22 protein-coding genes are annotated in these 22,191 nt (G+C 73.3%); 14 read left to right on the top strand and 8 right to left on the bottom strand.

Going from position 1 to position 22,191, the window contains the following annotated elements; translation table 11 throughout:
- Positions 1-231 precede the first annotated feature (231 nt).
- From ACIQAC_RS07945 to ACIQAC_RS07930, 4 genes are all read left to right on the top strand, one after another.
- Entirely contained in the window at positions 232-1,026 is a 795-nt protein-coding gene (locus ACIQAC_RS07945; RefSeq protein ID WP_402188087.1) for a SigB/SigF/SigG family RNA polymerase sigma factor, read from the top strand.
- 303 nt (positions 1,027-1,329) lie between these two features.
- Positions 1,330-1,977 carry a hypothetical protein gene (locus tag ACIQAC_RS07940; protein ID WP_402188085.1) on the top strand — a complete coding sequence of 216 codons (648 nt, stop codon included), beginning with the start codon at positions 1,330-1,332 and terminating at the stop codon, positions 1,975-1,977.
- A 104-nt stretch (positions 1,978-2,081) separates the two neighbouring features.
- On the top strand, positions 2,082-3,329 hold the full coding sequence (locus ACIQAC_RS07935; RefSeq protein ID WP_402188083.1) for an aminotransferase class I/II-fold pyridoxal phosphate-dependent enzyme: 1,248 nt from the start codon (positions 2,082-2,084) through the stop codon (positions 3,327-3,329).
- The gene (locus ACIQAC_RS07930; protein ID WP_402188081.1) at positions 3,326-4,387 is read left to right on the top strand and encodes an MBL fold metallo-hydrolase; all 1,062 of its coding nucleotides are present in this window, start codon (positions 3,326-3,328) and stop codon (positions 4,385-4,387) included. Before ACIQAC_RS07935 ends, ACIQAC_RS07930 begins: the two co-directional genes overlap by 4 nt.
- A gap of 276 nt (positions 4,388-4,663) precedes the next feature.
- Here ACIQAC_RS07930 and ACIQAC_RS07925 read toward each other — a convergent pair whose 3' ends face one another.
- Both ACIQAC_RS07925 and ACIQAC_RS07920 read right to left on the bottom strand, forming a co-directional pair.
- A complete protein-coding gene (locus ACIQAC_RS07925) occupies positions 4,664-5,281 on the bottom strand; it encodes a DedA family protein (protein WP_402188079.1) in 618 nt (205 codons plus the stop codon).
- Entirely contained in the window at positions 5,278-6,051 is a 774-nt protein-coding gene (locus ACIQAC_RS07920) for an MBL fold metallo-hydrolase (RefSeq protein WP_402188077.1), read from the bottom strand. The genes ACIQAC_RS07925 and ACIQAC_RS07920 overlap by 4 nt, the downstream gene beginning before the upstream one ends.
- Before the next feature lie 84 nt (positions 6,052-6,135).
- Between ACIQAC_RS07920 and ACIQAC_RS07915 the strand changes: the two genes are divergently transcribed.
- From ACIQAC_RS07915 to dnaK, 6 genes are all read left to right on the top strand, one after another.
- A complete protein-coding gene (locus ACIQAC_RS07915) occupies positions 6,136-6,555 on the top strand; it encodes a hypothetical protein (protein ID WP_402188075.1) in 420 nt (139 codons plus the stop codon).
- Between the two features lie 124 nt (positions 6,556-6,679).
- Positions 6,680-8,788: a phage holin family protein gene (locus ACIQAC_RS07910; protein ID WP_402188073.1), complete on the top strand. Its 2,109-nt coding sequence runs from the start codon at positions 6,680-6,682 to the stop codon at positions 8,786-8,788.
- 141 nt (positions 8,789-8,929) lie between these two features.
- Positions 8,930-9,991 carry an ATP-binding protein gene (locus tag ACIQAC_RS07905; protein ID WP_402188071.1) on the top strand — a complete coding sequence of 354 codons (1,062 nt, stop codon included), beginning with the start codon at positions 8,930-8,932 and terminating at the stop codon, positions 9,989-9,991.
- Positions 9,992-10,053: 62 nt separating this feature from the next.
- Positions 10,054-11,787 carry a hypothetical protein gene (locus ACIQAC_RS07900; RefSeq protein ID WP_402188220.1) on the top strand — a complete coding sequence of 578 codons (1,734 nt, stop codon included), beginning with the start codon at positions 10,054-10,056 and terminating at the stop codon, positions 11,785-11,787.
- A 74-nt stretch (positions 11,788-11,861) separates the two neighbouring features.
- Positions 11,862-12,287, top strand: a complete 426-nt coding sequence (locus ACIQAC_RS07895; protein ID WP_402188069.1) for an OsmC family protein — start codon at positions 11,862-11,864, stop codon at positions 12,285-12,287.
- Between the two features lie 102 nt (positions 12,288-12,389).
- Complete coding sequence (gene dnaK / locus ACIQAC_RS07890; RefSeq protein WP_402188067.1) at positions 12,390-14,246, top strand: molecular chaperone DnaK; 1,857 nt, start codon at positions 12,390-12,392, stop codon at positions 14,244-14,246.
- A gap of 58 nt (positions 14,247-14,304) precedes the next feature.
- Here dnaK and narJ read toward each other — a convergent pair whose 3' ends face one another.
- From narJ to ACIQAC_RS07870, 4 genes are all read right to left on the bottom strand, one after another.
- Positions 14,305-14,799 carry a nitrate reductase molybdenum cofactor assembly chaperone gene (gene narJ / locus ACIQAC_RS07885; protein WP_402188066.1) on the bottom strand — a complete coding sequence of 165 codons (495 nt, stop codon included), beginning with the start codon at positions 14,797-14,799 and terminating at the stop codon, positions 14,305-14,307.
- Complete coding sequence (locus ACIQAC_RS07880) at positions 14,799-14,945, bottom strand: hypothetical protein (protein ID WP_402188064.1); 147 nt, start codon at positions 14,943-14,945, stop codon at positions 14,799-14,801. Before ACIQAC_RS07880 ends, narJ begins: the two co-directional genes overlap by 1 nt.
- Before the next feature lie 78 nt (positions 14,946-15,023).
- Complete coding sequence (locus ACIQAC_RS07875) at positions 15,024-15,833, bottom strand: SAM-dependent methyltransferase (RefSeq protein ID WP_402188062.1); 810 nt, start codon at positions 15,831-15,833, stop codon at positions 15,024-15,026.
- 36 nt (positions 15,834-15,869) lie between these two features.
- Positions 15,870-16,733, bottom strand: coding sequence for a helix-turn-helix domain-containing protein (locus tag ACIQAC_RS07870; protein WP_402188060.1), 864 nt, complete (start codon positions 16,731-16,733; stop codon positions 15,870-15,872).
- Between the two features lie 271 nt (positions 16,734-17,004).
- Here ACIQAC_RS07870 and ACIQAC_RS07865 point away from each other — a divergent pair, with 271 nt between their 5' ends.
- The gene (locus ACIQAC_RS07865) at positions 17,005-17,430 is read left to right on the top strand and encodes a hypothetical protein (RefSeq protein WP_402188059.1); all 426 of its coding nucleotides are present in this window, start codon (positions 17,005-17,007) and stop codon (positions 17,428-17,430) included.
- Here ACIQAC_RS07865 and ACIQAC_RS07860 read toward each other — a convergent pair.
- Entirely contained in the window at positions 17,412-18,248 is an 837-nt protein-coding gene (locus tag ACIQAC_RS07860; RefSeq protein ID WP_402188057.1) for a helix-turn-helix domain-containing protein, read from the bottom strand. The two genes, ACIQAC_RS07865 and ACIQAC_RS07860, sit on opposite strands and share 19 nt — an antisense overlap.
- Positions 18,249-18,377: 129 nt before the next feature.
- On the opposite strand from ACIQAC_RS07860, the gene ACIQAC_RS07855 reads away from it, so the two are divergent.
- The 3 genes from ACIQAC_RS07855 (at position 18,378) to ACIQAC_RS07845 (ending at position 20,503) form a co-directional block, all read left to right on the top strand.
- Positions 18,378-18,683, top strand: a complete 306-nt coding sequence (locus tag ACIQAC_RS07855; protein WP_402188055.1) for a 4a-hydroxytetrahydrobiopterin dehydratase — start codon at positions 18,378-18,380, stop codon at positions 18,681-18,683.
- Positions 18,684-18,691: 8 nt separating this feature from the next.
- Positions 18,692-19,435 carry a class I SAM-dependent methyltransferase gene (locus ACIQAC_RS07850; RefSeq protein WP_402188053.1) on the top strand — a complete coding sequence of 248 codons (744 nt, stop codon included), beginning with the start codon at positions 18,692-18,694 and terminating at the stop codon, positions 19,433-19,435.
- Positions 19,436-19,537: 102 nt separating this feature from the next.
- On the top strand, positions 19,538-20,503 hold the full coding sequence (locus ACIQAC_RS07845; RefSeq protein ID WP_402188051.1) for a class I SAM-dependent methyltransferase: 966 nt from the start codon (positions 19,538-19,540) through the stop codon (positions 20,501-20,503).
- A 51-nt stretch (positions 20,504-20,554) separates the two neighbouring features.
- Here the strand turns inward: ACIQAC_RS07845 and ACIQAC_RS07840 are convergent, their stop codons facing one another.
- Positions 20,555-22,027 carry a glycosyltransferase family 39 protein gene (locus ACIQAC_RS07840; protein WP_402188049.1) on the bottom strand — a complete coding sequence of 491 codons (1,473 nt, stop codon included), beginning with the start codon at positions 22,025-22,027 and terminating at the stop codon, positions 20,555-20,557.
- Positions 22,028-22,191 lie beyond the last annotated feature (164 nt).

The following is a 22,191-nucleotide window of genomic DNA, read 5'->3' as shown; positions in this document are numbered from 1 at the left end:
TCCGCCGTCCTCCGCCTTTCCGCCCGCCGGAAAACGCCAACGCTCCGCTTGTGCAGACGGGGTGTTTGTGCGGCAGGTCCGAGGGCAGGCGCAGTATCAGTGCTTCGGACAGGAGGCACGTCCGTGGAGAGGGCCGGGAGACCCGCCCCCACGCGCGCCCCGTCCGGTGGGCGGCCGCGTTCCACGGGACCGTCCACCCAGAGCACGCAGTCAAGGGAGTTGCGACGCATCATGCGCACTCGAGCCCAGGCGAAGCACCACCCGCACGACGACGCCCCCGACACCTCGGCCGACTTCCGCCGCCTCGCCGCGCTGCCGCCCGGCGAACAGCGGGACACCCTGCGCGACGAGATCGTCGTCGCCTGGCTGCCCATGGCCGACCGCCTCGCCGGCCGCTTCCGGAGCCGCGGCGAGAACCTCGACGACCTGCGTCAGGTCGCTGCCCTCGGCCTGGTCAAGGCGGTCGACCGCTACGACCCCGACCGCGGCCACGCCTTCGAGAGCTACGCCGTGCCCACCGTCACCGGCGAGATCAAGCGGCACTTCCGCGACCACATGTGGACCGTGCACGTGCCGCGCCGCGTCCAGGACCTGCGCAACCGGGTCCGGATCGCCTCCCAGGAGCTCTCCTCCGGCCTCTCCGGACGGCGGCCCAGCGTCGCCGAGATCGCGGACCACGCGCGGATGAGCGAGGACGACGTACGGGACGGGCTCGAGGCGCTGGAGAGCTTCACCGCGTTGTCGCTGGACGCGGAGGTCGGGGGCAGTGACGACGGCTACTCGCTCAGCGACTCGCTCGGCTCCTCCGATCCCGCGCTCGACACGGTCGTGGACCGTGAGGCCGTGAAGCCGCGGCTCGCGGCGCTGCCCGAGCGGGAGCGGGTGATTCTCTACATGCGGTTCTTCGACGACATGACGCAGAGCCGGATCGCCGATCAGCTGGGGATCTCGCAGATGCATGTGTCGCGGCTGATCAGCCGGAGCTGCCGGCGGTTGCGGGAGCAGGTGTTGCAGGACGCCGCGTAGGGCTCCGCCGGGGGTGCGGGGTGTGCGCCGGGGGCCGTGGGGGGTCTTTCGCGATGGCGGGTGCGGGTGCGTTGTGGCTGGTCGCGCGGTTCCCCGCGCCCCTGGCGGCACTGTTGTCACCGGCGTCGACCACCACCCCCTAGGGGCGGGGAACTGCGCGGCTCGCCCCCACGTACCCCCCCGCTGAGGGGCGTTCACTCTGTTGGGGCTTCTGTGTGTGCGGGGGGCGGGGTGGGGGGCTGTGATGGGGTCGGGGGCGCGATCGTCGTGTCCCCGGAGCCGCCGGTCCGAGGAGTTCGTCCTATGCGCCGCAGACCCCGTGCCCTGTCCGTCGCCGTCGTGACCGGAGCCGCCCTGCTCGGTGCCGCGTCGGCCGTGTCCGCGGAGCCGGCCGCGGAGATCAGCCCGGCGAGTGTCCGGCCCGGCGGCAGCATCACCGTGGCCGTCTCCTGCGATCCCGTCGGCGGGCCCGCGCCGAAGACCATGGACGCCACGTCACAGGCCTTCGACGAGGGCACCGTCGCCCTGCACCTGGTCTCCGGCAACGACGACGAGGTGTCCGGGCCCGCCTACCGGGGCACCGCGCGGATCGCGCCCGCCGGGGAGTTCGAGAGCGGCCAGAACGCCGTCGGACGGGACTCCGCCTGGACCGTCGACGGCACCTGCCCCGCCGCGCGCGGAGGCAAGGGCAAACCGTGGAGCGCCACCTTCACCGTGACCCACACCGATGGCGGCGGCGGGGGCGGCGGCAACACGCCCAAGCCGTGCCACACCGCGTGGGACGCCACCTCCTGCCCGCCGGCCACCGTCGAGCACGGCGTCCGCGCCGGGACCGGTGGCACCTTCACCGACTCCGTGCCCGCCCTCGTCGGCGGCGGGCTGCTCATCGCGGGCGCGTTCGGCGGGGCCGTCTACCGGCTGCGCCGCAAGTCGCCGCGCGCGCAGGCCTGACGGGCCCGCGGGCTGGGTACGCAGACCTCCGGGACCACACCCGTGGCCCACGACCACACACGGCTCCACCGGCACACGGCACACGGCACTGCGCGGAGGTACGCATGCGGCGGACGGACCCGGAGAGTCACGGCCCCGTCCGCTACGGGCCCCACCTCCCCGCCGACGGCCTGCCCCTGCTGCCCGAACTCTCCGCCGCCCTCACCGGCGCCGCCGCCCGCACCGAGGCCCAGCCGGTCGGCGGCGGCCCGGAGATACGGGAGGCCGCGGCCGGCTACTGGGAGCGACGCGGCCTGCGCACCGGCCGCGACCAGGTGGCCGCCGGGCCCGGCGCCAACAGCCTGCTCCTCGCGCTGACCGCCGCGGTCGGTGGCGACGTCCTCGCGCCCCGGCCGTGCGCCGCCTGGTGGGCGCCGTACGCCCGACTGCTCGGCAGACCCGTCTTCCACGTCGCCACCCCCGCCGAGTGGGGCGGCGTACCGGACCCGTACGCCCTCCTGGAGACCGTGCGCCGGGTGCGCGACGAGGGCGGCGATCCGCGGCTCCTCGTCCTGTCGGTGGCCGACGACCCCACCGCGACGGTCGCTCCGCCCGACGTACTGCACGGGGTCGTCGAGGCCGCCGCGGCGGAGGGGCTGCACCTGGTCAGCGAGGAGACCTGGCGCGACACCCTCCACGAACCGCACGACACCGTGCTCGTCAGCCCCGCCGAGATGCTGCCCGACCGGGTCACCGTCGTCAGCGACCTCGCGGGAGCGCTGCTGCCGCCCGCCTGGCCGGCCGCCGTGGCCCGCCTCCCGGCCGGAGCCGCCGGCGACAACCTGCACGCGCGTGTGCTCGACGTCCTGACCGCGCTCGGCGCCCAGGTCGCGGGCCCCGTCGCCGCGGCCGCCGGGTACGCCCTGACCGAGCCCGGACCGGTCACCGCGCGGGTCGCCGCCGCCGTACATCTGCACGCGCGCGTGGCGCGCGCCGCGCACTCCGCCGTCACCGGTGCCGGCGCGCTCGCCAGGCCACCCCGGTCCGGCCGCCATCTCTACGTCGACCTGGGCCCCCTGCGCACTGCCCTCACCGCGCACGGCGTCGGCGACGCACAGGACCTGGAGGACTTCCTCACCCACCGCCTGGGCATGCCCGCGCCGGGCGGCCACCGGTTCGGCGACGACCTCGCCGCACTGCGCGTACGGCTGGCCACCGGCCCGCTCCTCGGCGACACCGACGCCGAACGCGCCCAGTGCCTCGATTCACCCTCGCCGTTGGAACTGCCACACGTGCAACGCGCGTTGATCACCCTGAGTACGGTCTTCGACGATCTCCGCGACGACGCCCAGCGATGGGAGCCTCCTCGATGACGCAGCAGTCCGAGTCGACCACGGACACCACGACCCAGGAGCCCGGCGCACCCACGACGTCGGCCGTCTCCCCGCTCGCGCCCCCCTTCCCGCCGCTCGCCGAACCCCGGCCGCTGGCGGAGCGGCGGGTGTGGCCGCGCACCTTCCACGACCGGCTGACCGCTCCGCTGCCCGGCCTCAAGGCGCTCGCCCGGTTCGCCCGCGAAGGCGCGGTGCGGCCCGGCCGCGAGGGGCTCGCCGACATCCCCCGTCTCCCCTTCGACCCGGGCCCGCTGCCCCGCGTGGACGCCGGTACCGTCGCCGTCACCTGGGCCGGACACGCCAGTTGGGTGCTCCAGATCGGCGGGCTGCACGTCCTCACCGACCCGGTCTGGTCCCGGCGCATCCTCGGCACACCGCCCCGCGTCACACCCGTCGGGGTGGCCTGGAGCGCCCTGCCGCGCGTCGACGCGGTCGTCATCAGCCACAACCACTACGACCATCTCGACGCCCCCACACTGCGGCGGCTCCCGCGCGACACGCCGGTGTTCGTGCCGGCCGGACTGGGTGCCTGGTTCCGCCGGCGGCGGTTCACCACGGTCACCGAGCTTGACTGGTGGGAGGCGGCCGAACTGCGTGGTGTGCGCTTGGACTTCGTGCCGGCCCACCACTGGTCCAAGCGGTCCCTGACCGACACGTGCCGCAGTCTGTGGGGAGGCTGGGTGCTGACCGACGGGGCGGGGCGGCGGGTGTACTTCGCGGGGGACACGGGGTACGGGCACTGGTTCTCCCGGATCGGACGGCGCTATCCCGGGATCGACCTCGCGCTGCTGCCGATCGGTGCGTACGACCCCCGGTGGTGGCTCAGTGACGTGCACTGTGATCCGGAGGAGGCGGTGCGGGCGGTGACGGATCTTGGGGCCGTGCGGATGGCTCCCATGCACTGGGGGACGTTTGTGTTGTCGGCGGAGCCGGTGCTTGAGCCTCTGACGCGGGTCAGGGTCGCCTGGGAGCGGGCGGGGCTTGCCCGGGAACACCTGTGGGACCTGCCGGTGGGCGCATCCCGGGTCCTCGACTGACATTCCCCGCGCCCCTGGAGAGCCTCGCTCCGGAAGGGCTTGCGTGTGCGGGCCGCGGGTGGCTGGTCGCGCAGTTCCCCGCGCCCCTGAGGGGGTTGCAGGCAACGCCGGTGGTGCTTTTAGGGGCGCGGGGAACTGCGCGACCAGCCCCCACCGGCCCGCACGGACAAGACTCCTCGCGAGCGAGGTTCTCCAGGGGCGCGGGGAACTGCGCGATCGGGCATCCAGGGTCCGCACACGCACGACCCTCAGGGCACCCCCGGTGGCCGGCGCCGCTCAGGCTCGCCGCGCTCGGCGCCACAGCGCCGGGCCCACGCTGATGACCACCGTCAGGACGACCGCCGCCACCACCCCCTCCCACGGCTCGCTGAAGAGGGAGCCCCCCAGAATCCCGATCAACTGATACGTCACCGCCCAGGCGAGGCACGCCGGAAGATTCCCCCGCGAGAACCTCCGCAACGGCCACTCCGCCAGGAGACACGCCAGCATCACCGGCAACCGCCCCGCCGGCACCAGCCGCGACAGCACCAGCACCGCCACCCCGTGATCCGCCAACTTCTCCTGCGCCTGCGCCAACCGCTCCTCCGGCGCCCGCGAACGTATCGCCTCCAGCCACCGCGACCCGTTCTTCGAACCTATGCCGCGCCGCCCCAGCCAGTACAACGTCGCGTCCCCCAGGAACGCGGCCAGCGACGCCGTCACGAACACCAGCGCCAGCGACAGCGGCGACGTCTGGTGGAACGCCACCACCGCCGCCGAACTGACCAGCGCCCCCGTCGGCACCACCGGCACCAACGCCCCCAGCAACACCAGCACAAACAGCGTCGGAAGCCCGATCGCCTGCTGCGTACTCGCCGGCGACACCGTGGTGGCGGCCGCCGCCAGCCAGTTCACCGGGCGACCTCCGGGCGCACGCTCTCCCCGTGCGCGAGCCGGTGCACGGCCGTGCCGGGCGCGAGTTCGGCCGCGAGCCGGACGAACTCGTCGCCCGGCGTGTGGAATTCGTGCGGGCGCACGGCGTCCATCCCGATCGGCCAGTACGTGCCGTAGTGCACCGGCACCGCACTGCGCGGCGCCAGCAGCGCGAGCGCACGGGCCGCCCGCTCCGGGTCCAGATGCCCCTCCCCGAGATAGGGGCCCCACCCGCCCACCGGCAGCAACGCCACGTCGACCGGCCCGACTTCCCGCGCCATCGTGTCGAAAAGACCGGTGTCCCCGGCGAAGTACGTACGCGCCTCGCCCTCGATGACAAAACCCAGCGCGGGCGCGCGGTGCGGCCCCACCGGCAGCCGCCGCCCGTCGTGCCGCGCCGGCACGGTCCGTACCACCAGATCACCCACCCGGGTCTCGTCGCCGGGCGCCACCTCGGTCAGCCGCAGCCCCGTGAGCCGGCGCAGTCCCGGCACGGCCCGGGTCGCACCCCGGGGCACGAGCACACGCGTGCCCGGCGCGAGCCCCGCCAGCGACGGCACGTGCAGATGGTCGGCGTGCAGATGGGACACCAGGACCACGTCCGCGCGCCGGTCGTCGCGCGGGGGCAGTTCGCCCCGGCGGCGGCGCAGATGAGCGAGCCGGCGGGCGAACAACGGATCGGTGAGGACCCGTACGTCCGAATCCTCGACGGCGCACGTTGCGTGACCCCACCAGGTGATCTCCACCGGCACTTCTTTGCCTCCTTCGCGCGACTCCCCGAAGCCTACGTGCAGGAGTAGGGTCGGCCGCGAAACCCGGAGGTGAGGGGGGACGCCATGGGAGAGCTGCGTGCTGCCTCCGGCACACGCGTCACGGCGATCGCCAGTCTGACGCCGCTGGAGGAGCTGGACGCCGATCCGTTCCTCGTGGACTCGCGCAGTCAGCACGCCATGTGCGCCCGCTGGGCCGCCGAGCGCGGATACGTCGTCACGCGGCAGCTGCTCGTCCGCGGCCTGCGCCCCGACCACTGCATCCTCTGGGACGACGTCCGCCCCGGCCGGGACGTCTTCGTGGCCCCCAGCCGCCGGGTGCTGGAGAGCGCGCTGGCCTCGGTCGAGGAGTTCACCGAGGAGTGCGCCCGCCGCGGGGTGCGGGTGGAGACCGTGGGGCGCGCGGAACCGGCGTACGACGCACAGATGAAGGCCCAGGTGCACCGGCGGCTGTCGATGCCGACGGCCGGATACGACGGCCGCTGACCCTCACCAGGCCGCCGCGACCTCCTGATGTGCGGTTCGGTCCGTGGACGGCGAACCGGTTCTGCGGGGCGTTGTGACAGGCTGGGTGCAGGCCTGCGCCGGTGGTGGGCCCGGGACGTGAGGTGTGCGGGGCGTGCTAGGAGGACGTTGGCGGCGGCTCGCCAGCCAGGTGGGGCGCAGTGCCACGGTGTGGGCCGTCTCCACGGTCACCATGCTGGTGCTCGCCGGGATCCTGCCCGACTTCCAGTTGCAGTCCCCCGACGGCGACAGCGCCACCCGGATCGCGGTGGCCGCCGCGTTCGGCGCCGGCGCCTTCGCTCTGCTGTCCGCCCTGGTCTGGCCGCTTCTCGTGCGCCTCCTGCTGCTGGTGCCCGCCCTGGTCCTCGGCCTGCTGGTGTTCTTCCTCAACGGCGCGCTGCTCCTGCTCGCCCTGCGGCTGAACCCCGCCGAACGCGGCGGCGCCGGACCCGAGACCGCCGTGGTGGTGGCCGCCGTGATGTCGGCGGTGGCCTCCGCGACCGGCGGCGCGCTCGCCGTCCGCGACGACGACGCCTACCGGCGCCGCCTGTACCGGCTCGCCGACCGCCGCCGCAGGAACCTGCCACCAGGCCCCTTCTCGCACGGCACGGTCTTCCTGCAACTCGACGGCGTCGGCCACGACGTGCTCCTCGACGCCGTCGCCAAGGGCCTGATGCCGACCGTCGCCCGGCTCCTCGGCGCCGGCGTCCGCACCGGCCCGACCCACCGCCTCGTCCCCTGGCGCACCGACTGGTCCAGCCAGACCGGCGCCAGCCAGCTCGGCATCCTGCACGGCAGCAACTTCGACGTCCCCGCCTTCCGCTGGTACGAGAAGGACCAGCGCGAGGTCGTCGTCTGCAACCGCCCGACCAGCGCCGCCGAACTCCAGCGCCGGGCCGTCGAGCGCACCGGCGACGGCGGACTGCTCTCCGCGGACGGCGCCAGCCGCGGCAACCTCTTCGGCGGCGGCGCCGACGAACAGGCCCTCGTCCTGTCCATCGCGACCAGGCGGCGCGGCCGCGAGAACCGCTCCCGCGAGGGCTACTTCGCCTACTTCTCCGACCCCGCCAACGCGGTACGCACCGCGCTGTCCTTCTTCGCCGAGGTCGGCCGGGAGATCGGCCAGTCCACCCGGGCCCGGATGTGCAAGACCCGCCCGCGCGTCTCCCGCGGCGGCCTCTACCCCCTCGTCCGCGCCTTCGCGACCGTCGTCGAACGGGACGTCGTCGTCGCCGCGGTGATGGGCGACATGTTCGCCGGCCGCACCTCCGTCTACGCCGACCTCGTCGCCTACGACGAGGTCGCCCACCACTCCGGGCCGCACAGCCGGGACGCAGGCAAGGTCCTCCAGCGCCTCGACCGCTCGCTCGCGCTGATCGAGAAGGCCGCCGACCACGCCCCGCGGCCCTACCGGATCGTGGTCCTCTCCGACCACGGCCAGAGCCCCGGCGAGACCTTCCGCTCCCGCTACGGACTCACCCTCGGCGACCTGGTCAGGGCCGGCTGCGGACTGCCCGTGCCGCGCAGGGCGCGCCGCACCCGCAGCGGCGCCGAGGCCCGCGCCGCCGTACGGGCCGCGCTGCGCCGGCCGGTCGAGATGGGCGGCGAGCAGGACCGGCCCTCGCGCCGCTCCGAGCCGATCGTGCTGGCCTCCGGCAACCTCGGCCTGGTCTCCTTCCCGGACGTCCCGCACCGGATGACCAAGGAGGAGATCGACGCCCGCCACCCGGCGCTTCTCGCGACCCTCGCCAACCACCCCGGCGTCGGCTTCCTGCTGGTCCGCAGCGAGCGGCACGGTGGAGTCGTGCTCGGCGCGTACGGCGCCGAGGTCCCCGTCGACGAACTCGACGACGCGTCCCCCGGCCCCCTCGCCGCGTTCGGTCCGGGCGCCGCCGACGCCGTACGCCGCACCCACTCCTTCCCGCACACCGCCGACATCATGGTCAACTCCTTCCACGACCCGGCCGACGGCGAAGTCCTCGCCTTCGAGGAGCAGATCGGCTCCCACGGCGGCCTGGGCGGCCCCCAGTCCCGCCCCTTCCTCCTCTCCCCCCGGGCCTTCTCCACCCCGACAACGGACGGCACCCCCCTGGTGGGTGCGGAACAGATCCACAGGGTCCTGCGCCGCTGGCTGCGGGAGACCAACGGCCCCCAAGTCCCGGTGACCAACACCACCAACGTCTCGGAAGCCGACCCAAGGGGCGCGGGGCAGTGACATCTGCGGCTCCGCCGCGGGGCGCGACAAGCCCCCACGAACCCGCAGACGAACCCCACCCGTAGGCCCCGTAAATCAGCTGCACCGCACCCGCGCCGAGCGCACACTGGGGAGCCACCCCCCGAAGAGGAGCTCTCTCCGTTGCAGGCAGCGATAACCGTCACCCCCGCCCGCATCCCCGAACTCCTCCTGGGCCTCGCGACGGTCCGCCCCGTCTTCCTCTGGGGCGCCCCCGGCATCGGAAAGTCCTCCCTGGTAAGGGAGTTCGCCGAGTCCCTGGGCCTGGAGTGCGTCAGCCTCCTCGGCACCCAGCTCGCCCCGGAGGACCTCATCGGCGTACCGCAGATCCGCGACGGCCGCTCGGTGTTCTGCCCGCCGGAGGCGATCGCCCGCGACGAGCCGTACTGCCTGTTCCTGGACGAGCTCAACGCGGCCACCCCGGACGTGCAGAAGGCGTTCTACTCGCTGATCCTGGACCGCCGGATCGGCACCTACGAACTGCCGAAGGGCTCCATCGTCATCGGCGCCGGCAACCGGGCCACGGACAACGCGCTCGCCCGCCCGATCGCCTCCGCGCTCGTCAACCGGCTCGCGCACGTGCACCTGGCGGCGTCCTCGAAGGACTGGCTGGTCTGGGCGGCCGGCAACGGCATCCACCCGTGGATCCAGGACCATCTCACCGACCGCCCCGACCATCTGTGGTCCAAGCCGCCCAAGACCGAGGAGCCGTTCTCCACACCGCGCTCCTGGCACATGCTCTCCGACGCCCTGCACTCCTTCGGCGACGGTCTCGACGAGGCGACGCTCCAGGTGCTCGCGCACGGCACCCTGACGCCCGCCCACGCCACCGCGTTCTGCGGCTACGTGAAGATCGTGCGCAGCCGGTTCGGTATCGAGGCGATCATCAAGGGCGAGGCCCGCTGGCCGCACCGCCTGGAGGACCGCGACCTGCTGTACTACCTCGCCGAGTCGTTCCGCGGACGGATCGTCAAGGAACTCCCCGCGGACAAGGAGCACATGTCGGCGGCCGGCCGGCAGACCGCGTACCGCGCCAAGTCGCTGCTGGTGCAGCTCGCCGAGATCTCCGTCGAGGTCGCGCAGAGCGTCATCGCCGCCGACCCGGACGGCAACCCCGTACTGCCCGCCTGGTTCCTGATCGAGGCCGCGCGGGACATGCCGCGGCTCGTGGACGCGCGCAGGTGAGCCGGGGCCGGGGCAAGGGGCAGAAGAAACGCGACGTCGCGGGGGAGGCGTACGCGGAGGGCATGCGGCTGCTGCTCGCCAACCCGGCGCTGAAAGCGGTCGAGTTCAACACCTGCCGGGCCGAGAACTGCGAACTCGCCCCCAGGGACGGCCTGGTCCGCGTCGACTCCGACGGCGTACTGCACTCGCACCCCGACCGGCTGGCCGACGGCCGCGACTGGGCCTGGGCACTCGCCCACGCCGTACTCCACCTCGGCTTCGGTCATGTCCCCGCGGCCAAGGCGGTACGCGAGCAGCCCGACCGCTTCGACCTCGCCGCGCGCTGCGCGGTCGTCAACCGTTTCCTGCTCACCTTCACGATCGGCCGGACCCCGGAGCACCTGCCCGCCGCCTACCCCGACGGCGACGAGGAGCGGCTCGCCGCCCGCTGGCGACGCGACGGTCTCCCGGCCGCCCACGAGCACCTGGGCACCGCGGACGGCACCCCCGACCAGCTGCTCGTCGCGTCGAGCCACTGGTACGGAACACCCCCCGACTGGCAGCGCGCCTTCGCGGACGCGCTCACCCGGACCATGTCCGCGACCCTCGACCTCGCGGGCGGCCGGCGCGACTCCCTGGACGGCGAACTCGCCCCGCGGCGCCCCTGGGAGAAGGCCCTGAGCTGGTTCGTCTCCTCCTACCCGCTGCTCGGCGGCATCGCGGCCGGCATCAAGCTGGTCGCCGACCCCGAACTCACCCGCGCCCACGGCATCGCGATCGCCGCCGTCAACGCCGAGGCCGGCGAGATCTACGTCAACCCGCACCGGGACCTCGACGACGAGGAGTGGCGGTTCGTCCTCGCGCACGAGATGCTGCACGCCGCCCTGCGCCACGGCGACCGCTGCGGCGCCCGCGACCCGTATCTCTTCAACATCGCCGCCGACTACGTCATCAACGGCTGGCTGCGCGAGATGCAGGTCGGCGAGATGCCCGAGGGCCTGCTGTACGACTCCGCGCTCGCCGGCCTGTCCGCCGAGGAGGTCTACGACCGGATCGCCGGCGACCTGCGCCGGATGCGCCGTCTGTCGACCCTGCGCGGCAAGGGCGTCGGCGACATCCTCGGCGCCCCGCTGGGTGACCCCCGCGACCACGTCGACCTGGACGAGTTCTACCGGCGCGGCCTCGTCAACGGCCTCGACCTGCACGAGCGCCAGGAGCGCGGGTTCCTGCCCGGCGGCCTGGTCGACGACATCCGCGCGCTCAGCCACCCGCCGCTGCCCTGGGACGCGCAACTCGCCCGCTGGTTCGACGAGTTCGTACCCCGCCCGGAGCCGGTGCGGTCGTACGCCCGGCCCTCGCGCCGCCAGTCCTCCACCCCGGACATCCCGCGCGCCGGACGCCACTTCCCGCCCGAGGAGATCGCCCGCTGCACCTTCGGTGTGGTCCTCGACACCTCCGGCTCCATGGACCGCACCCTGCTCGGCAAGGCGCTGGGCGCCATCGCCTCGTACGCCGAGGCCCGGGACGTACCCGCCGCGCGGCTCGTGATGTGCGACGCCGCCCCGCACGACGCGGGCTATCTGCCGGTCACGGAGATCGCCGGACGGGTCCGGGTGCACGGCCGCGGCGGTACGGTCCTCCAGCCCGGGATCGATCTGCTGCACCGCGCGGACGACTTCCCGCCCGGCGCGCCACTGCTGGTGATCACGGACGGCTGGTGCGACGTACTGCGGGTGCGGCGCGAGCACGCCTACCTGATTCCCCAGGGCGCCCGCCTGCCGTTCACCGCCCGTGGCCCGGTGTTTCGGGTGCGGTGAGCCGGAATGTGATCGGATAGGGCACGAGAACCCCGGCAACGGGGTCGCATCGGAAGTATGCGAAAGGAAAAACCGTGGCCACCACGCGCTCCGCACACACCGTCTGGGAAGGCAACCTCCTCGAAGGCAGCGGCGTCGTCACCTTCGACTCCTCCGGCATCGGCGAGCAGCCGGTGTCGTGGCCGTCGCGCGCCGAGCAGGCGAACGGCAAGACCAGCCCCGAAGAGCTGATCGCCGCCGCCCACTCCAGCTGCTTCTCCATGGCGCTGTCGCACGGCCTGGCCGGCGCCGGCACCCCGCCCACCAAGCTCACCACCTCGGCGGACGTCACGTTCCAGCCCGGTGAGGGCATCACGGGCATCCACCTCACCGTCGAGGGCACCGTGCCCGGCATCGACGACGAGGCGTTCACCGCCGCCGCCGAGAACGCCAAGGCCAACTGCCCGGTCAGCCAGGCGCTCACCGGCACGACGATCACGCTGACGGCCAAGCTCGCCTGACGCGTCGCTCGCAGCCCCTGATGCCGTGTCCCGCCCGCCGGGATGCGGCATCGCCGTTTCCGGGTACTCATGGGAGGAAGAGGCCGACGGAAGGGGACAGCGATGGCACGTGCAGTCGGCATCGATCTCGGGACCACGAACTCGGTGGTCGCCGTCCTGGAGGGCGGTGAACCCACCGTCGTCGCGAACGCGGAGGGCGCCCGTACCACCCCCTCCGTGGTGGCCTTCGCCAAGAACGGCGAGGTGCTCGTCGGCGAGGTCGCCAAACGGCAGGCGGTGACCAACATCGACCGCACCGCCCGGTCCGTGAAGCGGCACATGGGCGAGACGGACTGGCGCTTCCCCGCCGAGGGCTCCGTCGACGGCACCCGCTACCGGGCCCAGGAGCTGTCCGCGCGTGTCCTCCAGAAACTGAAGCGGGACGCCGAGGCCTATCTCGGCGAGGACGTCTCGGACGCCGTGATCACCGTCCCCGCCTACTTCGACGACTCCCAGCGGCAGGCCACCAAGGAGGCCGGGGAGATCGCCGGCCTCAAGGTGCTGCGGATCATCAACGAGCCCACCGCCGCCGCGCTGGCCTACGGCCTCGACCGCGGCGAGGAACAGACCGTCCTCGTCTTCGACCTCGGCGGCGGCACCTTCGACGTCTCGCTGCTGGAGATCGGCGACGGCGTCATCGAGGTCAAGGCGACCAACGGCGACACCCACCTGGGCGGCGACGACTGGGACCAGCGGATCGTGGAACACCTGGTCAAACGGTTCCGGGGGCAGTACGGCATCGACCTCGGCAAGGACAAGATGGCGCTCCAGCGGCTGCGGGAGGGCGCGGAGAAGGCGAAGATCGAGCTGTCCAGCTCCACCGAGACCTCGATCAACCTGCCCTACGTCACCGCCTCCGCCGAAGGCCCCCTGCACCTGGAGGAGAAGCTCACCCGCGCCCAGTTCCAGGAGCTGACCGCCGATCTCCTCGACCGCTGCAAGACGCCCTTCAACCAGGCCGTCAAGGACGCCGGCATCAAGCTGTCCGCGGTCGACCACGTCATCCTCGTCGGCGGCTCCACGCGGATGCCCGCCGTCACCGACCTGGTCAAGGAACTCACCGGCAAGGACCCGCACAAGGGCGTCAACCCGGACGAGGTCGTCGCCGTCGGCGCCGCGCTCCAGGCCGGCGTGATCCGCGGCGACGTCAAGGACGTGCTGCTGCTCGACGTGACCCCGCTGTCCCTCGGCATCGAGACCAAGGGCGGCATCATGACCAAGCTCATCGAACGCAACACGACGATCCCGACGCGGCGTTCGGAGATCTTCACGACCGCCGTCGACAACCAGCCGTCCGTCGGCATCCAGGTCTACCAGGGCGAACGCGAGATCGCCGCGTACAACAAGAAGCTCGGCGTCTTCGACCTCACCGGTCTGCCGCCGGCGCCCCGCGGTGTCCCGCAGATCGAGGTCGCCTTCGACATCGACGCCAACGGGATCATGCACGTCTCCGCGAAGGATCTCGCGACCGGGCGCGAGCAGAAGATGACGGTGACCGGGGGGTCCGCGCTGCCCAAGGACGACATCGACCGGATGATGCGGGAGGCCGAGCAGTACGCGGAGGAGGACCGGGGGCGACGGGAGGCCGCGGAGACGCGGAATCAGGGGGAGCAGCTTGTCTATCAGACGGAGAAGTTCGTCCGGGAGAACGACGAGCGTGTGCCCGCGGAGACGAAGGCGGAAGTCCTCGACGCCGCGGGGGAGTTGAAGGCTCTTCTGGAGCGGGACGACGTGGACGTCGCCGCGTTGCGGGCCGGGGTGGAGAAGCTGGCTTCGGTGAGTCAGCGGATGGGGCAGGCCATGTATGCGCAGGCGCCTGCCGGGGAGGGGACCGAACAGGGCGTTCCTCAGGACGAGGAGGGTGTGGTGGACGCCGAGATCGTCGATGACGACAAGAACCAGAAGGGGGGTGCTGTCTGAGCTTCAGGGAGTTTCCTGGCCTCGGCGGTTCCGGCCGGACGTCAGTTGTTCGGTGTCGTCATGGGTGTGCTCCGTTGCGGACGGTCGGCAGGGCCGCGCAGACGGCGGCCAGGACGGATGCGTAGGGGGTGCCGAAGTCGGTGAGACGGGCGCGGAGTTGTTCCAGGCCGGCGCGGTGGTCGGTGAGGAGGTCCGTGTCGCCGGTGCGGGCGGCGAACTCCAGGACCGCGGGCAGGAAGTCGGGCAGCTCCTCGCCGGTGAACTCCAGGCCGTGGGCCCGGTAGACGTCCTTGAAGCGGACCAGTGACATACCGCGGCGGCGGGGGTCGCCGTCCTGCCACCGGCTGAGGTACAGGCTGTGCCGGTTCTTGACGTCGAAGACCTGGACATAGTGCGCGGCCAGCTCCCGGGGCGGGGTGAGCGCCGCGTGGTCCGTGAACTCCCGCAACTGCGGGGCCGCTTCGCGCAGCAGGGGGAGCCGGGCGCGGAAGTCGTCGTCCGGGTAGGTCAGACAGAGTGCGGCCCCCTGGTACAGCACGGCGTCCGACGGCATCAGGCCTCCTCGGCGGCGTCGGCCCCGCGGCCGCCCGTCAGCCCGATGCCGTGCGGGTCCGGCGCGGGTGTGCCGGGCCGGAGGAAACGGCCGGCCCTCAGCAGTGCCGCGCCGGGCTCGGCCGGGGGTGTCCGGGTGTCCGTCACGTACGCTCCCTCGCTTGCCCGTGCCTTCGAAGCTAGGGGCGAAGCGGGGAACGCACCCTTTCACGGCGCCCGTACGGGTCAGGGCTTGCGGGCCACCGCCACGTACATGGGCACGATGCCCTCGGCCTGGACCGCCACGTCCTCCGCACCGGGGCGCCAGCCGGACGCCGGGATGACCCCGGGACCCAGCAGCTCCAGGCCCTCGAAGAAGCGGGAGAACTCGGCGATCGGCCGCGGGTGGAACGGCGTGCCGCCGGCCCGGAAGTGGTCCGCGACCTTTTGGATGACGTCCGGGTTCAGGTCCGGCGTGACCTGGGAGAGGATCAGGTAGCTGCCCGGGGCGAGCTCGGCGAGATACCGCTTGACCAGGCCGAACACATCGTCCCCGGCCGGCTCCGCGTCCAGGTAGTGGGTGAGCGCGACCAGGGACAGCGCCACGGGCCGCGAGAAGTCCAGCGTCTCGGCGGACAGCCGCAGGATGGTCCCGGGGTCACGGACGTCGGCGTGCACGTAGTTCGTGGCGCCCTCCGGGCTGCTGTGCAGCAGCGCCTCCGCGTGCCGCAGCACAATCGGGTCGTTGTCCGCGTACACCACCCGCGCCTCCGGCGCCGCCTCCTGCGCCACCTGGTGCAGGTTGGGCTCCGTCGGGATGCCCGTGCCGATGTCCAGGAACTGCCGGATCCCGGCGTGCGCGACGACCCGGACGGCCCGGTGCATAAAACGCCGGTTGGCACGCGCCGAGCGCACCGCCGCCTCGTCCTCGTCGGCGATCCGGCGGGCCAGCTCCTCGTCCACCGGGTAGTTGTCCTTGCCGCCCAGCCACCAGTCGTAGACCCGCGCCGGGTGCGGGCGGCTCGTGTCGATGCGCAGGGGCTCGGCGTCGCTCATGGGTCCGGTCTCCTCGGAACGTACGGGGTGGGCGGGTCAGCAGGCTTCGCGGCGCTCCCGCAGGAGCTTCTTGGTGCGGGTGGCCGAGGACGCGACCGTCGAGATGTGGTCGAGCACCTCCAGGTGCGCCGCGACCTCCTCACGCGAGTCCAGGTACAGCGCGCCGGTCAGATACTCGGTGAACACCATGTCCGGCAGCTCCGGCTCGGCGAACCGGAACAGCGAGAACGGCGCGTACGTCCCCGGGTGCGGGCCCTGGGCGAACTCCGCGACCTGGAGCGTGGCCCGGTCGGACTCCGCGAACTCCAGCAGCCGGTCCAGCTGCGCACGCATCACCGCGCTGTCCGCCGCCACCGGACGCAGCAGCACCGTCTCGTCCATGACCACCCACAGATGCGGCGGGTTCGGGCCGGTCAGCAGCTTCTGCCGGGTCATCCGCAGCGCCACGTGCCGCTCGACCGTCTCGGGACCGTCCTGGCCGATCGTGCCCGCCTCCAGGACGGCACGCGCGTAGTCCTCGGTCTGGAGCAGCCCGGGGACGAAGTGCGGCTCGTAGGACCGGATCATCCGGGCCGCGCCCTCCAGGCTGACGTACATGCTGAACCAGTCGGGCAGCACGTCGTGGAACCGCTGCCACCAGCCGGGTTCGTTGGCCTCCTCGGCCAGCGCGACGAACGCGGCGGTCTCGTCCGGGCTCACGCCGTATGTCTCCAGGAGCACCTGGACGTACGGGATCTTCAGCGAGACCTCGGCCGTCTCCATCCTGCGCACCGTCGCGGGGGCCACACGCAGCGCGTGGGCCGCCTCCTCGCGGCGCATACCGGCCGCTTCCCGGAGTTCCTGCAACCTTCTGCCGAGCACCACTTGGCCGACCGTCGGCGCGGGCCGCCGCTCACTCACGCCACGCCTCCATTATGGGCCGAACGTACGTGTGCAGTCTGTCATGTTCCTCCGGCGCCTTCACCGGGGTGCCGGGAGACGCCTGCCACGTTCGCCGTGCGGGCGGGTTCCGGGTGCCGGGCGTCGGACGGGGTGTCACCCGGCCATTACCTCACGCGTAATCGACCGCTGTCCGGCGGCCCGCCATCGTGGTCGTCACGGATCCCGGGCCGGCGCACTCCGGTCCGGGATCCGGCCCCGCCCGTCCGACCTTCACGAAGGGTGATCAGCCATGTCCGCAACCCAGCTCGCCGCGCTCGCCCGCACCTCCGAGCCGCACGTCATGCTGCGCCGGTTCCTCGCCCTCGACGCGGCCGTCACCGGCGCGAACGGGCTCGCCTACCTCGCCGTCTCCGGCCCTCTCGGCCGCCTCCTGGGGGTGGACTCCGGGCTGCTCCTCGTCCTCGGCGCGGTCCTGACGGTGTACGGCGTCGCCGTCGGCCTGCTCGCCTCCCGGCCCCGTCCGGCGGCGCTGCCGGTGCGGGCCGTGGTGGAGACCAACCTGGCCTGGACCGTGCTCAGTCTGCTCGCCCCGCTGCTGTGGCTGTCGCCGACCACCGCCGGCGCGGTGTGGACCGTGCTCCAGGCGCTGGTGGTGGCCGGCTTCGCGGCGGTGCAGTGGGCGGCCCTGAAGGTCCGTCAGGGGGACAGTGCGTGAAGGTACTTGACCGTCGCCGGGTCGGCCGGGAGCAGTGTCTCGATGGCCAGCTCGGCGACGGTCACGTCCATGGGTGTGTTGAACGTGGAGATCGACGAGACGAACGACAGCGTGCGGCCCTCGTGTTCGAGCCGCATCGGCAGCGCGAAGTACGGGACGTCCTGGGGCGGTTCGCCGTCCGGCGCCGTCGCTGTTGTCTCCGACTCCGGGACCGGGTAGGCGGCCACCTCCTCGTACAGCTCCCGCAGCCGGTCCGAGCGGCGCAGCGCGATCTGCCGTTCCATCTGGGCGAGCAGATGCCCGCGCCACTCGGGGAAGTTGCGGATGCGCGGCGCCAGGCCCTCGGGGTGCAGGGTGATCCGCATCGCGTTGACCGGCGGTGTCAGCAGATGCTCCGGCAGGCCGTCGAGGATCATCAGGATGCCCCGGTTGGCGGCGACCACCTGGTAGAGGGCGTCCACCACCAGCGCCGGGTACGGCTCATAACCCTGGATCAGCCGCTCCAGGCCGTCGCGCAGGGTGTCCAGCGCCGGGTCGTCCAGCGGTGTCTCCGGGTAGCGCGGGGCGTAACCGGCCGCGAGCAGCAGGGCGTTGCGCTCCCGCACCGGCACCTCCAGATGCTCCGCGAGCCGCAGCACCATCTCCTCGCTGGGCCGGGCGCGGCCCGTCTCGACGAAGCTGATGTGCCGTGCCGAGGAGTCCGCCCGCAGCGCCAGTTCGAGCTGGCTGACCCGCCGCTGCTCCCGCCAGGCCCGCAGCAGTGAGCCCACACCCCGGTCGGTCGACGCGGCGGCGGGCGGGGACGGATGAGTGGTCATGTGTACGACGGTAACGGGTGAGCCCGGAGACTCCCCGCGACCGTGCTCCCGGACCGCTTCGACCAGGCCCTCACCTCCCCTTGTGTGGCACGCTGAAGGGAGAGCGCCATCCACGGAGGGAGCCCGGCCATGGCCGTCGAACCGCTGTCGCAGCACGAGATCGAGGACCGGCTGACGGAGCTGCCCGGCTGGACCGCCGACGGCGACCGGCTCACCCGCACCTACCGGCTCGGCTCGCACTTCGCGGCGGCGGCCCTGGTGGTGCACGTGGCCCGGGTGCAGGACGAACTGGACCACCACTCCGACCTCACCCTCGGTTACCGGACCGTCTCCCTGACGGTGAACACCCACAGCGTGGGCGGCAAGGTCACCGCCAAGGACTTCGAGCTGGCGACCCGGGTGGAGGCCCTCGCCCCGGCACACGGTGCCCAGTGAGCCCGGCGGTGCTGGACTACAGCGAGGAGGCCGCCCGCTACGACGCCTCACGCGGCGGCGAACCCCGGGCCGAGGCCGCCGCCCGCGCCGTACTGGGACTCTTACCGGCCGACGTCCGCAGCCTGCTCGACGTGGCGTGCGGCACCGGCATAGTGACCCGGCGGCTGGCGGCCGGCCGCGACGGCATCCGGGTCACGGGCGCCGACCTCACCCCGGAGATGGCCCGCTACGCCGCCGCCCGGCTGCCCGGGGCGGTGGTCCTCGCGGACAGCCGCCGACTCCCGTTCCGGGACGGCGAGTTCGACGCCGTCACCAGCGTGTGGCTGCTGCATCTGCTCCGGCGCCCCGAGGACGTCCGGGCCGCCGTCGCCGAGTGCGCCCGCGTACTGCGCCCCGGTGGCGTCTATGTCACGACGGTCGACAAGTCCGCCGCCCACAACGTGGGAAGTGACATCGATGCCATCCTCGCCTCGCGCCCGCCCAGCCCCGTACTGGACGCGTCGGGAGCCGTCGAGGCGTACGCCGTCGCACAGGGCCTGCTGCCCGTCGGGGCCTCCCGCTTCCCGGGGCGCGGACAGGGCCGCAGCCCCCGCCGGACCATCGCCGACCTGCGCCGCGGCTGGTTCGTCACCCTGCCGCCGGGCGACCCGCGCGCCGACGCCTACGCGGCCCGCCTCGCCGCCCTCCCCGACCAGGACCGCCCACGCCCCGAACCGAGCTTCGCGCTGAGGGCGTTCCGGAAGGCGGAGTGAAATGTGGCGGCGGTGCGGCACCTTGCCGATACGGCAACAGAAGTTGCCCTTCCCGCCGTCGCGGAGCACGCTGTCCGCAACCGGCAGGAGAGGCTGACCACCATGGCGCACGACGACCACCGCCCCGAGGACGGCGACGGACACCGGCGGCACGGCGACGGACACCCGGGAGACGGCGGCGTCCACCCGGGGCACGGCGGTGGACACCACCACGGTCATGACGGTGTCGACATCGACTGGGCCGAGATGGGCCCGTTGCTGGAAACGCACGCCGAGCTGTTCACACCGCTGTACGAGCGGGCGCTGGCCTGGCTGTCCAAGCGGCAGACGGCACCCGGCCTGGTCGTCGACGCGGGCAGCGGTCCCGGAGTCGTCGCCTGTCTGCTCGCCGACACCTTCCCCGGCGCCCGGGTCGTCGCCGTGGACGCCAACGAGCCGCTCCTGGAGCGGGCCGGCGCCCGAGCGAAACGGCTGGGTGTGGCCGACCGGTTCGGCACCCTCACCGGGGAGCTGCCCGAGGTGCTCGACGATCTCGACTACCCCGCCGACCTGCTGTGGGCCAGCCGCAGCCTGCACCACCTCGGCGACCAGCGGGCGGCGCTCGCCGCGTTCGCCGGGCGGCTCGCCACCGGCGGCACACTCGCGCTGATGGAGGGCGGACTGCCGGCCCGCTTCCTGCCGCGCGACCTCGGGATGGGCCGCCCCGGGCTCCAGTCGCGGCTCGACGCGCTGGAGGACGAGTGGTTCACGCAGATGCGTGCCTCGCTGCCCGGCGCCGTCGCCGAGACCGAGGACTGGCCGGCCCTGCTGACCGCCGCCGGTCTGAAGCCCACCGGCACCCGCACGTTCCTGCTCGACCTGCCCGCCCCCGTCCCGGACCGCGCCCGCGGCTATGTCGCCGCCTCCCTGGGGCGGCTGCGCGACGCGATGGGCGACCGGCTCGACACCGTCGACCGCGACACCCTGGACCGGCTCCTCGACCCCGACGACAGGGCGAGCGTCCACCACCGCGCCGACCTGTTCGTCCTGGCGGCCCACACGGTCCACACGGCGACCAGGGCGCTGTAGCCTCCGGCCCGCCGGGGCGTCACGGGCAGTCGCCGGGCTCACGGTGCCGTGTCACGGGCAGTCGCCGGGCCGCGCGTACAGCGTGATCCGCGCCCCCTTCACCCGCAGGCTCCCGCACTCCTCGAACGCCGTCGCCAGGACCTGCCGTTTGACCTCCTCCTGCGGAGTTCGGTCCAGCGGCTGGCCCTGCGGGTCGCTCACGGCCAGGATCCGCGGCGTCGCCAGCATCCGCGCCCGGATGACGGCCGGGTCGGCCTCCGTGCCGTACAGCGTGTGCGAGGCGACCGGTGTGCCCGCCGCCGCCACGTCCCGCAGGCCCCGGAAGGCGCCGGGATCCGGCAGCGACCACACGCGCCGCCGGGCCGGCATGTAGAGCACCCCGTCGGCGTCCCGCCCGGCCTCGCGGACCGTCTCGGCGACGGCGGTGACGTTGTCGACGCGGCTGTCCGGCGTGCGCATCTGGAGGGAGGGCGGCAGCAGCAGCGCCAGGACGACACAGCCGACGGTCACGAGCAGCGCCCGTGCGCGGACCCGGCTCAGCGCGGCCCCGACGAGCAGGGCGGCGCCCGCGTTGCCGTAGAGCACATAGCGGTCGACGTAGAGCGGCTTGACCGGTGTGACCACCACGAGGATCAGCGTGGGCACGATCAGCAGGGCGAGGCCGAGCAGGGGGAGTCCACCGCGGCCGTGGAGCAGGACGGTCCGTACCGTGGTCCGCAGGGTGGACGGCCGCAGGGCGCCGCGGAGTTCGGGCAGTCCGACGGTCCCGGACCGCGGCAGCAGCAGCCCCGCGCACACCAACGCCGCCAGCGCCATCCCCAGGAAGGCGGCGAACTCGTCCGCGGGGAAGCCGATCCACGCCACCTGTTCCGACTGGCCCATGCTCAGCACGGCCAGCGGCGCGAGCAGCACACACACCGGCACCGCCACCCGCAGCAGCGCCCGGCGCCGCCCCGGCGGTACCGCGAGGGCGTGCGCGGCGAGGGCCAGCACCGCGAACTCGTGCAGCAGACAGGCGCCCAGCAGTACCGCCCCGTACCCGGCCCATGCCCGGCGCGTCCCGCTCTCCACCGCCCGCACCAGCAGATAGGTCGCCCAGACCACCAGTGCGCAGACCAGCGCGTACGAGCGGCCCTCCTGCGCGTGCCGCTGCACCGACGGGAGCAGCGCGAACGCGACCCCCGCGAGCAGTCCCGCCCGGGGGCCCGCGAGACGGCGGCCGACCAGGGCCAGCGTGCCGCAGGCCGCGGCGATCGCCAGGGCCGACGGGAGCCGCAGCACCAGCAGCGGATCGGCGTCGCCGAACAGCCGGAACAGGCCGTGCATCAACAGGTAGTACAGGCCGTGCACGGCGTCGATGCCGGCCAGCGTCCCCCACAGCTGCGGGAGTTCGCGGTGGGCCATGTCGTAGGTGACGGCCTCGTCCCGCCACATGCTGCCCCCGCGCCGCAGCCCCCACAGACCGAGGGCGAGCGACACGGCGGCGGGTACGGCGAAGGCGACGGCGCCGCGGGTCCGGCGCACCGCCCGGCGAACCGGAGTGCGCAGGACGGGCGTCGTGGACGGAGGGGATGCGAGCGTGACGATGACGGACTCCGGAGCGTCTGTGACAACAGGGCCGACACCGAGTCCAGGCGCCGAGGGATTGATGGGCAGCCCCCGTCCGGAGCGCCGATCAATCGGCGGGG

The organism is Streptomyces sp. NPDC088387, assembly GCF_044753385.1.
GTDB lineage: Bacteria > Actinomycetota > Actinomycetes > Streptomycetales > Streptomycetaceae > Streptomyces.
Note: the sequence above shows the minus strand (reverse complement) of the source record. Positions and strands in the feature narration are given on the sequence as shown.

Coding starts and splice junctions, on each gene's coding strand:
- ACIQAC_RS07940 (WP_402188085.1), top strand. CDS start 1,330: ATGCGCCGCAGACCCCGTGCCCTGTCCGTCGCCGTCGTGACCGGAGCC.
- ACIQAC_RS07845 (WP_402188051.1), top strand. CDS start 19,538: ATGGCGCACGACGACCACCGCCCCGAGGACGGCGACGGACACCGGCGG.
- ACIQAC_RS07875 (WP_402188062.1), bottom strand. CDS start 15,833: ATGAGCGACGCCGAGCCCCTGCGCATCGACACGAGCCGCCCGCACCCG.
- ACIQAC_RS07865 (WP_402188059.1), top strand. CDS start 17,005: ATGTCCGCAACCCAGCTCGCCGCGCTCGCCCGCACCTCCGAGCCGCAC.
- ACIQAC_RS07930 (WP_402188081.1), top strand. CDS start 3,326: ATGACGCAGCAGTCCGAGTCGACCACGGACACCACGACCCAGGAGCCC.
- ACIQAC_RS07915 (WP_402188075.1), top strand. CDS start 6,136: ATGGGAGAGCTGCGTGCTGCCTCCGGCACACGCGTCACGGCGATCGCC.
- ACIQAC_RS07900 (WP_402188220.1), top strand. CDS start 10,054: ATGCGGCTGCTGCTCGCCAACCCGGCGCTGAAAGCGGTCGAGTTCAAC.
- ACIQAC_RS07935 (WP_402188083.1), top strand. CDS start 2,082: ATGCGGCGGACGGACCCGGAGAGTCACGGCCCCGTCCGCTACGGGCCC.
- ACIQAC_RS07860 (WP_402188057.1), bottom strand. CDS start 18,248: ATGACCACTCATCCGTCCCCGCCCGCCGCCGCGTCGACCGACCGGGGT.
- ACIQAC_RS07855 (WP_402188055.1), top strand. CDS start 18,378: ATGGCCGTCGAACCGCTGTCGCAGCACGAGATCGAGGACCGGCTGACG.
- dnaK (WP_402188067.1), top strand. CDS start 12,390: ATGGCACGTGCAGTCGGCATCGATCTCGGGACCACGAACTCGGTGGTC.
- narJ (WP_402188066.1), bottom strand. CDS start 14,799: ATGCCGTCGGACGCCGTGCTGTACCAGGGGGCCGCACTCTGTCTGACC.
- ACIQAC_RS07945 (WP_402188087.1), top strand. CDS start 232: ATGCGCACTCGAGCCCAGGCGAAGCACCACCCGCACGACGACGCCCCC.